Here is a 13,956-nt window from a genome sequence, read left to right as displayed (position 1 = left end):
TCAGGCGTCCGCGCGGGCGAGCACGCCGCGCGCGTGGCGCAGCACGGGTTCGTCCACCATGCGCCCGTCGTACGAGAACACGCCGCGCTCCGTCTCGGCAGCGTCCAGGACGGCACGCGCCCACGCCACGGTCTTCTCGTCGGGGCGGTAGGCGGCGCGGATGACGGCCACCTGGTTCGGGTGGATGCAGGCGGTTGCGCGGAAGCCGGAGGCCGCAGCATCCGCCGCCTCGATCGCCAGGCGCTTCGCGTCCTCGAAGTCGAGGTGCACCGCGTCGATCGCCGACTTGCCGCGTGCGCCGGCGGCGAGCAGCACGCGGGACCGCGCATAGCGGGCGATGTCGCGATAGCGGCCGTTGGGCTTGCGGCTCGAGGTGCCGCCGAGGCTCGCGACGAGGTCCTCGGCGCCCCACATCATGGCCACGACGTTGTCGAGCGCGGCGATGCGATCGGCCTGCGCGACGCCTTTCGCCGTCTCGCACAGGGCGACGACCTCGAAGCGCGCGTCGATGCGACGGATGCGCTTGGGAGACTCGGACTTCGCCACCATGATGCGCCGGTAGTCCGTCTGCGAGAGCGTCGCGAGGTCGGCGGTGAAGGCGTCTGTCTCGGGCGGGTTGACGCGCACGATCACGCGCGCAGGGTCGAGCTCCGACTCGATGAGGTGCCCGCGCGCTGCGGTCTTGTCGGCGGGCGCCACCGCGTCTTCGAGGTCGAGGATCACCGCGTCGGCGCGATCGAACGCCTTCTCGTACCGTTCGGGCCTGTCGGCCGGGCAGAACAGCAGCGCGGGGCCGAGGTCGAAGCTCATCGGGTCTCCTCCGGGGTCTCTGGCGCGCACCACATGAGCGCGGTCCGGGTGGCGAGCGCGACGACCTCGCCGCGCTGGTTGCGGCCCGTGTGGCGCAGGGTCACGATCCCCTGCCCCGGCCGCGAGGCGGACAAGCGCTTGTCGAGCACCTCGGTCTCGGTGGAGAGCGTGTCGCCGTGGAACAGCGGCGCGGGGAACGACACGTCGGTGAGGCCGAGCTGCGCGACGAGCGTGCCCTGGGTGATCTGCGAGACGGATGCTCCGACCATGGTCGCGAGCGTCCACATCGAGTTCATGAGGCGCTGGCCGAACGGCTGGGTCTCCGAGAACGCGGCATCCAGGTGGAGCGCCTGCGTGTTCATCGTGATGGACGAGAACAGCACGTTGTCGGCCTCGGTGGCCGTACGCCCGGGGCGGTGCAGGTACCGCGCGCCGACCTCGAGCTCGTCGTAGTAGAGCCCGCGCTGCACGATGTCGCCCACAGTGTCACGCTACCCCGAGCGCCCGCGCGATCACGAGCAGCTGCACCTCGTTCGTGCCCTCGCCGATCTCGAGGATCTTCGAGTCGCGGTAGTGCCGGGCGACCGGGTACTCGTTCATGAAGCCGTTGCCGCCGAAGATCTGGGTCGCGTCGCGGGCGTTGTCCATCGCGGCGTCGCTCGCGGTGAGCTTCGCCATCGCGGCCTCGGTCTTGAAGGGCTTGCCCGCATCGCGCAGCCGCGCCGCGTGGTGCCACGCGAGCCGCGCGACGTGCACCCGCTGCTGCATGCGCGCGAGCATGAACTGGATGCCCTGGCGCGTCGCGAGTGCGTCGCCGAACACGGTCCGCTTCCGGGCGTAGTCGACGGCCGCGTCGAGGCATCCTTCCGCCGCTCCCGTGGCGAGCGCGGCGATCGCGATGCGTCCCTCGTCGAGGATGTGGAGGAAGTTCGCGAAGCCGCGACCTTCGGCGCCGAGCAGGTTGCCGGCGGGCACGCGCACATCCTGGAAGGTGAGCGGGTGCGTGTCGGAGGCGCGCCAGCCGACCTTGTCGTAGCCGGGCTCGACGGTGAAGCCGGGCGTGCCGTGGGGCACGACGATCGTCGAGATCTCCTTGCGCCCGTCGGACTCGCCGGTGACGGCGGTGACGGTGACGAACCGCGTGATGTCGGTGCCGGAGTTGGTGATGAACTGCTTCGAGCCGTTGATGACCCACTCGTCGCCGTCCCGGCGCGCGGTGGTGCGGGTGGCGCCGGCGTCCGATCCCGCCTCCGGCTCGGTGAGCCCGAACGCGGCGAGCGCGCGGCCCGCGAGGAGGTCGGGCAGGAGCTCCTGCTTCTGCGCCTCGGTGCCGAACCGGAACACGGGCATCGCGCCCAGGCTCACGCCCGCCTCGAGGGTGATCGCGAGGGATTGGTCGACGCGGCCGAGCGCCTCGATCGCGAGGCACAGCGCGAAGTAGTCGCCGCCCTGCCCGCCGTACTCCTCGGGGAACGGCAGGCCGAACAGCCCCATCTCCCCCATCTGCGCGACGACGTCCATCGGCAGGGTGTGCGTGCGGTCGGCCTCGTACGCGACGGGCGCGACGACCTCGTCGGCGAACTGCCGCACCATGCTTGCGAGCTCGCGCTCGTCGTCGGTGAGGTCGTAGGTGTCGTAGCTGTCCATTGCTGCTCCTCGGGTGTCAGGAGGTCGTCGCGGGCGCTTCGTGGGCGTCCGCGGGGGTCGGTGAGGCGAGCGCCACGTGCGCGAGCACCTGGTCGCGGCGCACCTGGTCGCCGATGGCGACGTCGACGCGCACGACGCCGTCGTGCGGAGCGAGCACGGGGTGCTCCATCTTCATCGCCTCGACGGTGACGAGGCGGTCGCCGGCGGCGACGGTCGCGCCGTCGGCCACGTGGACGGCGACGACGGCGCCCGGCATCGGCGCGCGCAGTTCGGGATCGGATGCTGCGGCCTCGCGTTCGCGGGCCGCCAGGCGTCGCTCCATCGCGGCGCGGCGGGTCAGGGGGCGCAGGCGGTGGGTCGCGCCGTCGGCGTGCACCCACACCGCGCCGTCGGCGTCGGCCGCAGCGGCGGGGCCCGAGGTGGCCGTTGTGGCCGCATCCCCGGAGGCAGGGCGACCAGAGGAGCCACCTCCGTCGGTCGCCATCGCGTGCACCGCGCCCGCGTCGTCGAGGAATCGCTGCGCTGCGGGCACCACGGGCGCGCCCGCCCGCCACCCGGGCAGCGCTCGCCACGCCGACCCGGTGCGCGGCGATCGTGCGTTCTCGCCGAGATCGCCCGTTCCGCGAGTCGACGACACGCCATCCCGGCGAGAACGCACGATGTCGACGGCGGCGCGCAGCGCCGCCTCGCCCGGCTCGCCGGCCGCATACGCGGGCATCCGGTCGATGAGCCCGGTGTCCATGTCGCCGGTCTGCACGCCGTCGTCGGCGAGCAGCGCCCGGAGGAAACCGATGTTCGTGTCGACGCCGAGCACCACCGTCTCGGCGAGCGCCGCGTCCAGGCGTGCGAGCGCTGCCGTGCGATCGGCGCCGTGCGCGATGACCTTCGCGATCATCGGGTCGTAGTCGGCCGTGATGACGCTGCCGGTCTGGATCGCAGCATCCGTCCTCACACCCTCCGGCTGCCGCCACACCAGCACCTCCCCGGTGGCGGGGAGGAAGCCGCGCTCGGGCGACTCCGCGTACACGCGCGCCTCGATCGCGTGGCCGTCGAGGCGCACGTCGTCCTGTGAGAAGGCGAGCGGCTCCCCCGCGGCGATCCGCAGCTGCTGCTCGACGAGGTCGAAGCCGGTGACGAGCTCGGTGACCGGGTGCTCGACCTGCAGCCGCGTGTTCATCTCGATGAAGAAGAACTCGTCGGGCCGGTCCGCGGCCACGAGGAACTCGACGGTGCCTGCTCCGCGATAGTCGACGGATGCCGCGGCCGCACACGCCGCTGCGCCCAGGCGCGCCCGGGTGTCGGCGTCGACCGCCGGCGACGGCGCCTCTTCGATGACCTTCTGGTGGCGGCGCTGCAGCGTGCACTCGCGCTCGCCGAGGTGCACGACGGTGCCGTGCGCGTCCGCTAGCACCTGCACCTCGATGTGCCGCGGGCGCTCGATGAGGCGTTCGAGCAGCAGGGTGTCGTCGCCGAACGCGGCCGCCGCGACGCGGCGCGCGGTGGCGAGGGCGTCGGGCAGCTCCGCGGCGGAGCGCACCACCTGCATGCCCTTGCCGCCACCGCCTGCCGAGGGCTTCACCAGGAGCGGGAAGCCGGCGCGCTCGGCGGAGGCCGCGATCGCAGCATCCGTCATCCCCGCCGCGCTGAAGCCGGGCACCGTCGGCACCCCATACGAGGCGACGTGCTCCTTCGCGCGGATCTTGTCGCCCATCACCTCGAGCGCGCGCTCGCCGGGGCCGATGAAGACGATGCCGGCCTCGGCGCACGCGCGGGCGAACGCGACGTTCTCGGAGAGGAAGCCGTAGCCCGGGTGCACGGCCTGTGCGCCGGTGGAGACAGCCGCCGCGACGACGGCGTCGATGTCGAGGTACGACTGTGCGGCCGCGGCCGGCCCGATGCGCACGGCCGCGTCGGCCTCGCGCACGTGCGGCGCATCGGCGTCGGCGTCGCTGTACACGGCGACCGACCGGATGCCGAGGCGCCGAAGCGTGCGGATCACCCGGCGGGCGATCTCGCCGCGGTTCGCGACGAGGACGGTGTCGAAGCCCTCTGCAGGGTCGCTGAGCGGAAAGAGCATGGTCACATCCGGAAGACGCCGAAGCGCGGTTCGGGCAGCGGCGTGCGCGAGACGACATCGAGCGCGAGGCCGAGCAGGTCGCGGGTGTCGAGCGGGTCGACGACGCCGTCGTCCCACAGGCGGGCGGTCGCGTAGTACGGGTCGCCCTGCTCCTCGTACCGGGCGCGGATCGGCGCCTCGAACGCCGCCTGGTCCTCGCTCGACCACTCGTCGCCGCGCGCTTCGAGCTGGTCGCGCTTGACGGTCGAGAGCACGGACGCCGCCTGGTTGCCGCCCATCACCGAGATGCGGCTCGCCGGCCACGTCCACAGGAACCGCGGCGAATAGGCGCGGCCGCACATCGAGTAGTTGCCGGCGCCGAACGACCCGCCGATGACGACGGTGAGCTTCGGCACGCGGGTCGTGGCGACGGCCGTGACCATCTTCGCGCCGTCCTTCGCGATCCCCCCGGCCTCGGCGTCGCGTCCCACCATGAAGCCCGAGATGTTCTGCAGGAACAGCAGCGGGATCCCCCGCTGGTCGCACAGCTCGATGAAGTGGGCGCCCTTCTGCGCCGACTCGCTGAACAGGACGCCGTTGTTCGCGATGATGCCGACGGGGTGCCCATGGATGCGCGCGAACCCGGTGACGAGCGTGTCGCCGTACTCGCGCTTGAACTCGTGCAGCTCGCTGCCGTCGACGAGTCGCGCGATCACCTCGCGCACGTCGTAGGGCTGGTTGACGTCGACCGGGACGACTCCGTAGAGATCGGATGCCTCGACCGCCGGTTCTGCGGCGGGCACGACGTCCCACGCGGGCTCCGCCGGCGCCGGCAGGGTCGCGACGATGTCGCGCACGATCTCGAGCGCGTGCTCGTCGTCCTCGGCGAGGTGGTCGACGACCCCCGAGCGCCGGGCGTGCAGCTCTCCCCCGCCGAGCTCCTCGGCGGTGACGACCTCGCCGATCGCGGCCTTCACGAGCGGCGGGCCCCCGAGGAAGATCGTGCCCTGACCCCGCACGATCACCGTCTCGTCGCTCATCGCCGGCACGTAGGCGCCGCCCGCGGTGCACGAGCCGAGCACCGCGGCGATCTGCGCGATGCCGGCCGCCGACAGCCGGGCCTGGTTGAAGAAGATGCGGCCGAAGTGGTCGCGGTCGGGGAACACCTCGTCCTGCATCGGCAGGAACGCGCCGCCCGAGTCGACGAGGTAGACGCAGGGCAGCCGGTTCTCGAGCGCGATCTCCTGCGCGCGCAGGTGCTTCTTGACCGTGAGCGGATAGTACGTCCCGCCCTTGACCGTGGCGTCGTTGCACACCACCATCACGTGACGCCCGTGAACGAGCCCGATCCCCGCGATGACACCGGCAGCGGGAGCGTCGCCCTCGTAGAGTCCCTCGGCGGCGAGCGGGGCGACCTCGAGGAACGGGCTCCCCTCGTCGAGCAGGCGCGTCACGCGATCGCGCGGCAGCAGCTTGCCGCGCGCGACATGCCGTTCGCGCGACGCGACGGGTCCGCCGACGGATGCTGCGGCCAGCCGTTCGTGCAGCTTCTCGGCCAGTCCCCGCTGGGCGTCGCGCGTGCGCGCGAAGGCCTCGTCGTGCACTGCGGCGGTGCTCAGCACGCTCATCCGGATCTCCCGCGCATCATCCTCGACGTCACGATCGGATCACGTCCGTTGTCGGGACGCGATCGAATTGGTTAGTGTTCACTAACTGAGGTTCAGGTTAGCGAGCCTTAACTGGAATTACAAGCGGAGCAGCAGATGACGAACGGTGTCACCGATCGCGATCGCGCGAAGGCCGACCGGCACGCGGCAATCCTCCACGAGGCGGCCGCGCTCTTCGCCGAACGCGGCTTCAGCGGCGTCAGCCTCGAAGACATCGGCGGAGCGGTCGGGGTCAGCGGTCCCGCCCTCTACCGTCACTTCGCCAACAAGCAGGCGCTGCTCGGCGCCATCCTGGTCGAGGTGAGCGAGCGCCTCCTGGCGGGCGGGCGCACCGTGATCTCGGGCCACGACGAGGCGGCAGACCAGCTGGACGCGATCATCGCCTTCCACGTGGAGTTCGCGCTCCGCGACGCCGACGTCATCCGGGTGCAGGACCGCGACCTCGCGAGCCTCAGCGACGACGACCGCCACACCGTGCGGCGCCTGCAGCGGGAGTACGTGGAAGTGTGGATCGGCATCCTCTCCACCGTTCACCCCGAGCGCGACGAGGACGACCTCCGCGTGCGGGCGCACGCCTGCTTCGGCCTCATCAACTCGACACCGCACACCGTGAGGGCATCGCGGTCGCGTCCCGGCGAGCGGGATGTGCGCGGCATCCTCCGCGCGATGGCGCGCGCCTCGCTGACGGCCTGACGTCCGGCGAGGGCCTAGTCTGGACGGACCATGACGGGGCATGGCCAGCACGACGACGCCGGGGCGGGGCGCGTCGAGGGCACAGACACGCCTGACGGCTCCCGTGCGCCCGCGCCGGGCGATGCGAGTTCGCGGCGCGACTTCCTGAAGCTCGGCGGGGTGGCTGCCGCCGGACTCGTCGTGGGTGGTGCCGCAGGCGCCGCCGCCGGCGCGTCCATCGGGCACACGATCGGGTACCGCGAAGGGTCGGTCGACTTCGGTGCGGTGCCGCCGCGGTCGGAGCCGGGCTTCGACCACGTCGTCGTGCTGATGGGCGAGAACCGGTCGTTCGACAACCTCCTGGGCTGGCTCTACACGCCCGACACCCTGCCCGAGGGCGCCACGTTCGACGGCCTTGCGTTCGGCGACTACGCCAACACCGCGCCCTCCGGCGAGCGCGTCGCGGTCCACGCCTATTCGGGACCCACCGACGACGTCATGGCGCGGCCCGACCCGGATCCCGGTGAGGAGTTCCCGCACGTCAACACGCAGCTGTTCGGCGTGGTCGACCCCAGGGACAACGCCGCGAGCCAGGTGGGCGACATGGCGGCGCCGTTCAATGCCCCGCCGTCCGGCACCGCGCCGACGATGGAGGGCTTCCTCCACGACTACTGGAACAACCTGACGCGGCTGCGCCACGGTGCCGAGCCGACCATCGACGAGGCCTCGCACATCATGGGCGGCTTCTCGCCCGAGCAGCTCCCGGTGCTCTCGACCCTCGCGAAGGGGTTCGCGGTCTTCGACGCGTGGTTCGCTGCGGTGCCGTCGCAGACCTACTGCAACCGGTCGTTCTTCCACGCGTCGACGTCGCACGGCTTCGTCACCAACAAGCACGGCGGCGGCTACGACAAGTGGCTCGACGCGCCGCCGATGCCCACGATCTTCAACCGGCTCGAAGACGCCGGCGTCGGGTGGAAGGTCTACTTCGACGAGATGCAGCTCGTGTCGCTCACCGGGATCCTGCACGCCCCGGTGCTGGAGAAGTACTGGCGCACGGGGCACTTCGGGCATATGTCCGAGTTCTTCGAGGACGCGAAGGCCGGAAAGCTCCCGGCATACGCGTTCATCGAGCCGCGGCTGGTCTACAACCACAACGACTTCCACCCGCCGTTCGGAGCGCTCCGCGAGAGCGACGTCGACGGCTCGGTGGTGGTGGACTCGGCCGTGTCGGACGTGCGCGCCGGCGAGAAGCTCGTGGCCGACGTGTACGACGCGATCAAGCAGAGCGCGACGCCAGGCGGATCGAACGCCCTGAACACCCTGCTGCTCATCACGTTCGACGAGCACGGCGGGACGTACGACCACGTGCCTCCGCCGGCGGCCACACCGCCCGTGGCCGACGACGAGCCGGGCGAGATGGGTTTCACCTTCGATCGCCTCGGCGTGCGCGTGCCGACCATCGCGGTGTCGGCGTACACGCGGGCCGGCACCGTCGTGCACGACGAGATGCACCATGCCGCGGTCGCCGCGACGCTGGCCCGGCTGCACGGGCTGCGTCCGCTGACGCGGCGCGACGCCGGGGCGCGCGACCTGTTCTCGGTCGTGAACCTCGACACTCCGCGCGACCCGGCGACGTGGCCGGTGGTGCACCCGATGTACGTGCCGCCCAACCCCGCCGAGGACCAGCTGACCGACCTCAAGGACGGGCCGCACAAGGACAAGCCCCTCAGCCCGCCCGGACGCGGCCTGCTCGGGCTGCTGCAGGCACGGTACGCCGCGCCCGGCACCGCGGAGCCCGAGACCTACGCCGAGGCGTACGACGTGCTGCAGAAGCACGGCCTCGGGCTGTTCTACCCGAAGAAGGGCTGACCGCCGACCCCTGGATGCCGGCCGGTCAGCGACCTCCTCAGCGCAGCAGCATCGCGCGCCCGGGTTCGCGAAGGATGTCCGCGACGTCCACCAGGAACCGCGACCCCTGCTCGCCGTCGACCAGCCTGTGGTCGAACGACAGCGCGAGCGTCATCACGTCGCGCAGCGCGATCTCGCCGCGATGCTCCCACGGCTGACGCCGCACCGCGCCGAGCGCGAGGATGCCCGCCTCCCCCGGGTTGATGATCGGTGTCCCGGCGTCCACGCCGAACACGCCGACGTTGGTGATCGAGAAGGTGCCGCCCATCATGTCGGCCGGCGCCGTCTTGCCCGCGCGCGCGGTGTCGGCGAGTCCGCGGATCGCATCGGCGAGCTCCGCCAGCGTGAGCTCCTGCGCGTCACGGATGTTGGGCACCACCAGGCCACGCCCGGTCGCCGCGGCGATGCCGAGGTTGACGTAGTGGTGCTCGACGATCTCACCCGCCGCCTCGTCCCACTTCGAGTTGAGGCCGGGGTGGCGGCCCAGCGCCAGGCACACCGCCTTCGCGGCCACGGCCATGATCCCGATGCGGTGCTCCTGCAGGTCGCGGTCGCCCTTCAGCGAGGCGATGAGCTCGCTCGTCGCCGTCACGTCGACCGTCAGGAACGTCGTGACGTGCGGTGCGGTGAAGGCGCTGCGCACCATGGCGTCCGCGGTCATGCGCCGCACCCCGCGGATCGGCGTACGGGTCGTGCGCTCCCCCGGCGCACCCGGCGCCGGCATCTCGAACGTCTCGACGGGTTCGGCCGCGGCCGGAACCGCGGTCGTGGCGCCGACGCGCGTCGCGTACGCCTCGACGTCGGCGCGCGTGATGACGCCCGACGCACCGCTCGCCTCCACGAGCGCGAGGTCGATGCCCAGCTGCTTCGCGAACTGCCGCACCGGCGGTGTCGAGCGAGGCCGCTCCATCGGACGCTCCACGACGTCCGCGAACTGGATCGCGTCGTGCGGGGCCGCCTCGAGGACGGCGGTGTCGGATGCTGCGGCCACCGCGCCCGCGACACGCGCACGGCGCTGCGGGCGCCCTGCTCCCTTCGGCGCGGCGCCGTATCCCACGAGGTTGGGCTCGGACTTCGCCGGCTCGTCCGGCGCGCTCGCCGCGACCTGCGGGGCTGACACCTCGGATTCTGCGGCGGGCGCCGGGGGCGCAGCATCCACTCCTCCGATGTCGAAGGAGATCAGCACCGAGCCGACCTCGACGACGTCGCCCGCCTCGGCGTGCAGCGCCGTGATGGTGCCGGCGTACGGCGAGGGCAGCTCGACGACGGCCTTCGCCGTCTCGACCTCGGCGATCGTCTGGTTGAGGGTGACGGTGTCGCCGACCGCGACCAGCCACTGGACGAGCTCGGCCTCGGGAAGTCCCTCACCGAGATCGGGGAGGCGGAAGTCCTGCGTCATGAGTCGAGCACCCCCGAGAGGCTGTTCGGCCGGTCCATGACTCGATCGACGGCGTCGAGGATGCGGTCGAGATCGGGCAGATGGTGCTTCTCGAGCTTCGCGGGCGGGTACGGGATGTCGTGCCCGGTGACCCGCTGCGGCGCCGCCTCGAGGTAGTTGAAGCAGCGCTCCGTCACGCTCGCGATGAGCTCGGCGCCGACGCCCGCCTCGCGGGCGGCTTCGTGGGTGACCACGACGCGCCCCGTCTTGCGGACGGAGGCGGTGACCGTGCGGTAGTCCACCGGCGAGATCGAGCGTAGATCGATGACCTCGATCGAGACGCCGTCGTCCTCGGCGGCGGTCGCGGCGTCGAGGGCCGTCAGCACCTGCGAACCGTAGGTCAACAGCGTGACGTCGCTGCCCTCGCGGGCCACGCGCGCCAGACCCATCGGCGGCGCGTCCGCGAGCTGGACGTCGAGGTCGACCTCGCCCTTGGTGTGGTACAGCCGCTTCGGCTCGAAGTACACCACCGGGTCGTCGGAGGCGATCGCCTGCCGCAGCATGACGTACGCGTCCTGGGGGTTCGACACCGCGATCACGCGCAGGCCCGACGTGTGCACGAAGTACGCCTCGGGCGACTCCGAGTGGTGCTCGGCCGCACCGACGCCGCCCGCCCAGGGAATCCGGATCGTGATCGGCATCTTCACGTTGCCGCGCGTCCGGTAGTGCAGCTTCGCGACCTGGCACACGATCTGGTCGAACGCCGGGTACACGAAGCCGTCGAACTGGATCTCGACGACGGGCCGGTAGCCGCGGAACGCGAGCCCGACGGCGGTGCCCATGATGCCGGCCTCGGCGAGGGGCGTGTCGACCACGCGCTGCGCGCCGAACTGGTCGAGCAGCCCGTCGGTGATGCGGAACACACCGCCGAGCTTGCCGATGTCCTCGCCCATGACGAGGACCTTGTCGTCGTCGGCCATTGCACGACGCAGACCTTCGTTGATGGCCTTCGCCATCGTCAGCTGTGCCATCGTCACGCCCCCTCGGCCGCCGGGGCGAACCCGTCGAGGTAGGCGCCGAACCACTCGCGCTGTTCGGCGAGGCCCGCGTGGGGCTCGGCGTAGACGTTGTCGAGCACGGTGAGCGGGTCGCGGGTCTTCGCCGTCATCGCCGCTGCGCGCACGGCAGCCGCGAGAGCGTCGGCGTCGGCCTCGACGCTCGCCACGAAGGCCTCGTCGAACTCGCCGCGCGAGCGCAGCAGCGCCTCGACGCGGGTGATCGGGTCGCGGCGGCGCCACTTCTCGACCTCTTCCTTGTCGCGGTAGCGTGTCGGGTCGTCGGAGGTGGTGTGCGGGCCCATGCGGTAGGTGACCGCCTCGATGAACGCGGGACCGTTGCCCCGCCGCGCGTTGTCGAGCGCCCACCGCATCGCCGCGAGACACGCCAGCACGTCGTTGCCGTCGACCCGCATGCTCGGGATGCCGAAGCCCGGGGCCCGCCCGGCGATCGGGAACTTCGCCTGCACGGTGACGGGCTCCGAGATCGCCCACTGGTTGTTGGTGCACACGAACACCACGGGCGCGCGGAAGGAGGAGGCGAACACCATGGCCTCGTTGACGTCGCCCTGGCTGGACGCGCCGTCGCCGAAGTACGCGACCGACACCTGGTCGGTGCCGTCGCGCTGCACGCCCATCGCGTAGCCGACCGCGTGCAGCGCCTGCGCGCCGATGATGATCTGCTGCGTGGCGGTGTTGATGTCGTAGGGGTTGTAGGTCGAGTGCTCCTCGCCGCGCCACGCCAGCACGAAGTCCGCGGGCTTGCCGCCGCGGGCGTACACGACGCCGGTCTCTCGGTAGCTCGGAAATGCGAAGTCGTCGGCGCGGAGGGCACGGGCGGTGCCGATCTGGGTCGCCTCCTGGCCCTGGCACGGCGGCCAGAGGCCGAGCTGGCCCTGCCGCTGCAGGGCGACGCCCTCGGTGTCGATGCGTCGCAGCAGCACCATGTCGCGGTACAGGCCGCGCAGTGTGGCGGTGTCGACGTCGGCCACCCAGCGATCGAGCTCGGGGTCGGCGATGCGCTCGCCGTCGGGGGTCAGCAGCCGCGCGACATCCTCGATGTCGGTGGCGAGATCCGCTGTGGGTGTCAGGGTGTGCGTCATCGTCATCACTCCTCTTGCCGGTCCCCTCGTGAGGGACCGCTTGGCGTGCGCCGGCCTCTTCGCCGGCTGCTTCAACGGTACGTCCGCATCGCACCTCGCTCAAGCATTCACGGACTTCTTGAGCATGTTGACAACTGATACCGCTCGAAGGCGTGCTAACGTTTCGCACTATGAGTGCCCTCGATCACGTCGACCTGGAGCTGCTCGCAGCGCTCTCCGCCGACCCGCGCGCGACCGTCGTCGCACTCGCCGAACGACTCGGCCTCTCGCGCAACACCGTCCAGGCGCGCATGTCGCGACTGGAGAAGGCGGGGGTCTTCCTGTCGTACGAGCGAGCCATCTCGTCAGCCTCCCTCGGGTTCCCGATCGAGGCCTTCATCAGCGTCATCGTCAGGCAGGCGGACCTCCCCCGCATCGCCGTCGAGCTCGCCCGCGTGCCCGAGGTCGTGCAGGCGCACGGGCTGTCGGGACAGGTGGATCTGCTGGTGCGGGTCGCGTGCCGCGACACGCAGCACCTCTTCGACACCGACGCCCGCATCCTCGCGATCGAGGGCGTCGAGCGCACCGAGACGTCGCTCGTCATGGGCGAGGTCATCGCCCACCGGGTGACTCCCCTTATGGAGCTGGCACGACGGGAGTGATCTCGGCCACGCCGTTCGGGTCGGCCGTCGACGACGCGTCGGCGCGCACGAGCACCACGCCGACGAGGATCAGCGCCCCGCCCGCGAACTGGATGGGAGCCGGCACCTCGGCGAGGAAGATCCACGCGAACATGAGGGCGAACAGCACCTCCGACAAACCGACGAACGACGCCACACGCGAGCCGATGCGCGGGACCGCCATCACGCCCAGCGCATAGCCCAGCGTCGTCGCGATCGCGGCGACCCAGAGAAGCGGCATCCACCACGGCACTTCCACGCCCGCGAGCACCACGTCGACCGCCGGCGCCTGGAAGGGCAGGATCCCGGTGAGGCACAGCACCCCCATGACGACCGCACCCGTCAGCAGACCGCTCGCCGCGAGAGCCAGCGGCGGCAGGTCGTCGCCGGCACGCTCCGAGATCACGAAGTAGGCGCACACGCACACGGCCGCGCCCAGCGCCAGGAGTGTTCCGATCAGGTCGAACGACGCGCCCGAGATGTCGATGACCAGCACCAGTCCCACCATCGCGACGGCGGACCCCCACAGCACGAGTGCGGACGGCGCCTTGCGCGTGCGCACCCAGACCGCCGCCACGAGCATGACCGGGGCGAGGTACTGGATCAGCAGGGCCACGGCCACCGGCATCCGCTGCATCGCCGAGAAGAAGAAGAGCTGGCAGCCGAGAACCGGCATCAGGCCGAAGCCGACGATCAGCCGCCAGTGCCGCCTGAGGAAGCCGCGCTGCCTCTTGATCGCCAGGAACAGCGCGGGCGAGAGCACCAGGCCCGCCACCGCCATCCGCACGAGCAGGGCGGCACCCAGCGACCAGCCGGCCTCGAGGAGCGGCTTCACGAAGGGTCCGCTCGACGAGAACGCGAGGGCCGAGGCGACACCCATCACGAGTCCGGTGGTGCGCATCCGCGTACTCGAGGCGAACGACGCGCTCGGGGCGATGACGGGAAGGGACGCGGTCGAGGCGGTCATGGGCGGCATCCGGCTGTCAGGGGTGAAGACTGCT

The 13,956-nt window shown here is 71.5% G+C and carries 12 protein-coding genes; 3 read left to right on the top strand and 9 right to left on the bottom strand.

The features are described 5' to 3' along the window. From ACFC1I_RS01890 to ACFC1I_RS01870, 5 genes are read right to left on the bottom strand one after another with little or no spacing between them, the layout of a single operon-like run. A complete protein-coding gene (locus ACFC1I_RS01890) occupies positions 1-810 on the bottom strand; it encodes an HpcH/HpaI aldolase/citrate lyase family protein (protein ID WP_376006184.1) in 810 nt (269 codons plus the stop codon). Next, entirely contained in the window at positions 807-1,292 is a 486-nt protein-coding gene (locus ACFC1I_RS01885; RefSeq protein WP_376006183.1) for a MaoC family dehydratase, read from the bottom strand. Before ACFC1I_RS01885 ends, ACFC1I_RS01890 begins: the two co-directional genes overlap by 4 nt. 4 nt (positions 1,293-1,296) lie before the next feature. Continuing rightward, the gene (locus ACFC1I_RS01880; protein ID WP_376006182.1) at positions 1,297-2,457 is read right to left on the bottom strand and encodes an acyl-CoA dehydrogenase family protein; all 1,161 of its coding nucleotides are present in this window, start codon (positions 2,455-2,457) and stop codon (positions 1,297-1,299) included. A 16-nt stretch (positions 2,458-2,473) separates the two neighbouring features. After that, positions 2,474-4,534 carry an acetyl/propionyl/methylcrotonyl-CoA carboxylase subunit alpha gene (locus ACFC1I_RS01875; RefSeq protein ID WP_376006181.1) on the bottom strand — a complete coding sequence of 687 codons (2,061 nt, stop codon included), beginning with the start codon at positions 4,532-4,534 and terminating at the stop codon, positions 2,474-2,476. A 2-nt stretch (positions 4,535-4,536) separates the two neighbouring features. Next, positions 4,537-6,141: a carboxyl transferase domain-containing protein gene (locus ACFC1I_RS01870; RefSeq protein ID WP_376006180.1), complete on the bottom strand. Its 1,605-nt coding sequence runs from the start codon at positions 6,139-6,141 to the stop codon at positions 4,537-4,539. A gap of 135 nt (positions 6,142-6,276) precedes the next feature. Here ACFC1I_RS01870 and ACFC1I_RS01865 point away from each other — a divergent pair, with 135 nt between their 5' ends. Together ACFC1I_RS01865 and ACFC1I_RS01860 are read left to right on the top strand one after the other, a co-directional pair. Further along, positions 6,277-6,873, top strand: a complete 597-nt coding sequence (locus ACFC1I_RS01865; protein ID WP_376006179.1) for a TetR/AcrR family transcriptional regulator — start codon at positions 6,277-6,279, stop codon at positions 6,871-6,873. Positions 6,874-6,903: 30 nt separating this feature from the next. Further along, positions 6,904-8,721 (top strand): alkaline phosphatase family protein, encoded by a 1,818-nt coding sequence (locus ACFC1I_RS01860; RefSeq protein ID WP_376006178.1) that lies wholly within the window; start codon positions 6,904-6,906, stop codon positions 8,719-8,721. A 37-nt stretch (positions 8,722-8,758) separates the two neighbouring features. Here ACFC1I_RS01860 and ACFC1I_RS01855 read toward each other — a convergent pair whose 3' ends face one another. The 3 genes from ACFC1I_RS01855 to pdhA are packed head-to-tail and all read right to left on the bottom strand — an operon-like array spanning position 8,759 to position 12,302. Beyond that, a complete protein-coding gene (locus tag ACFC1I_RS01855; protein WP_376006177.1) occupies positions 8,759-10,159 on the bottom strand; it encodes a dihydrolipoamide acetyltransferase family protein in 1,401 nt (466 codons plus the stop codon). Next, positions 10,156-11,169 (bottom strand): alpha-ketoacid dehydrogenase subunit beta, encoded by a 1,014-nt coding sequence (locus ACFC1I_RS01850; RefSeq protein ID WP_376006176.1) that lies wholly within the window; start codon positions 11,167-11,169, stop codon positions 10,156-10,158. Before ACFC1I_RS01850 ends, ACFC1I_RS01855 begins: the two co-directional genes overlap by 4 nt. A gap of 2 nt (positions 11,170-11,171) precedes the next feature. Further along, positions 11,172-12,302, bottom strand: coding sequence for a pyruvate dehydrogenase (acetyl-transferring) E1 component subunit alpha (pdhA, locus tag ACFC1I_RS01845; RefSeq protein WP_376006175.1), 1,131 nt, complete (start codon positions 12,300-12,302; stop codon positions 11,172-11,174). Between the two features lie 164 nt (positions 12,303-12,466). Between pdhA and ACFC1I_RS01840 the strand changes: the two genes are divergently transcribed. Further along, on the top strand, positions 12,467-12,937 hold the full coding sequence (locus tag ACFC1I_RS01840; RefSeq protein WP_376006174.1) for an Lrp/AsnC family transcriptional regulator: 471 nt from the start codon (positions 12,467-12,469) through the stop codon (positions 12,935-12,937). Here the strand turns inward: ACFC1I_RS01840 and ACFC1I_RS01835 are convergent. Next, positions 12,912-13,922 carry a DMT family transporter gene (locus ACFC1I_RS01835; RefSeq protein WP_376006173.1) on the bottom strand — a complete coding sequence of 337 codons (1,011 nt, stop codon included), beginning with the start codon at positions 13,920-13,922 and terminating at the stop codon, positions 12,912-12,914. The genes ACFC1I_RS01840 and ACFC1I_RS01835 overlap by 26 nt on opposite strands. Between the last annotated feature and the right edge of the window lie 34 nt (positions 13,923-13,956).

Source organism: Microbacterium sp. NPDC056044, assembly GCF_042267145.1.
Classification (GTDB): Bacteria; Actinomycetota; Actinomycetes; order Actinomycetales; family Microbacteriaceae; genus Microbacterium.
The sequence above is the reverse complement of the archived record's forward strand: the minus strand, read 5'-3'. Positions and strand labels throughout refer to the sequence as shown.

Excerpts from the sequence above, each read along its gene's own strand:
- ACFC1I_RS01880 (WP_376006182.1), bottom strand. The coding sequence starts at position 2,457 with ATGGACAGCTACGACACCTACGACCTCACCGACGACGAGCGCGAGCTC.
- ACFC1I_RS01860 (WP_376006178.1), top strand. The coding sequence starts at position 6,904 with ATGACGGGGCATGGCCAGCACGACGACGCCGGGGCGGGGCGCGTCGAG.
- ACFC1I_RS01890 (WP_376006184.1), bottom strand. The coding sequence starts at position 810 with ATGAGCTTCGACCTCGGCCCCGCGCTGCTGTTCTGCCCGGCCGACAGG.
- ACFC1I_RS01865 (WP_376006179.1), top strand. The coding sequence starts at position 6,277 with ATGACGAACGGTGTCACCGATCGCGATCGCGCGAAGGCCGACCGGCAC.
- ACFC1I_RS01855 (WP_376006177.1), bottom strand. The coding sequence starts at position 10,159 with ATGACGCAGGACTTCCGCCTCCCCGATCTCGGTGAGGGACTTCCCGAG.
- ACFC1I_RS01875 (WP_376006181.1), bottom strand. The coding sequence starts at position 4,534 with ATGCTCTTTCCGCTCAGCGACCCTGCAGAGGGCTTCGACACCGTCCTC.
- ACFC1I_RS01870 (WP_376006180.1), bottom strand. The coding sequence starts at position 6,141 with ATGAGCGTGCTGAGCACCGCCGCAGTGCACGACGAGGCCTTCGCGCGC.
- pdhA (WP_376006175.1), bottom strand. The coding sequence starts at position 12,302 with ATGACGATGACGCACACCCTGACACCCACAGCGGATCTCGCCACCGAC.
- ACFC1I_RS01835 (WP_376006173.1), bottom strand. The coding sequence starts at position 13,922 with ATGACCGCCTCGACCGCGTCCCTTCCCGTCATCGCCCCGAGCGCGTCG.
- ACFC1I_RS01840 (WP_376006174.1), top strand. The coding sequence starts at position 12,467 with ATGAGTGCCCTCGATCACGTCGACCTGGAGCTGCTCGCAGCGCTCTCC.
- ACFC1I_RS01850 (WP_376006176.1), bottom strand. The coding sequence starts at position 11,169 with ATGGCACAGCTGACGATGGCGAAGGCCATCAACGAAGGTCTGCGTCGT.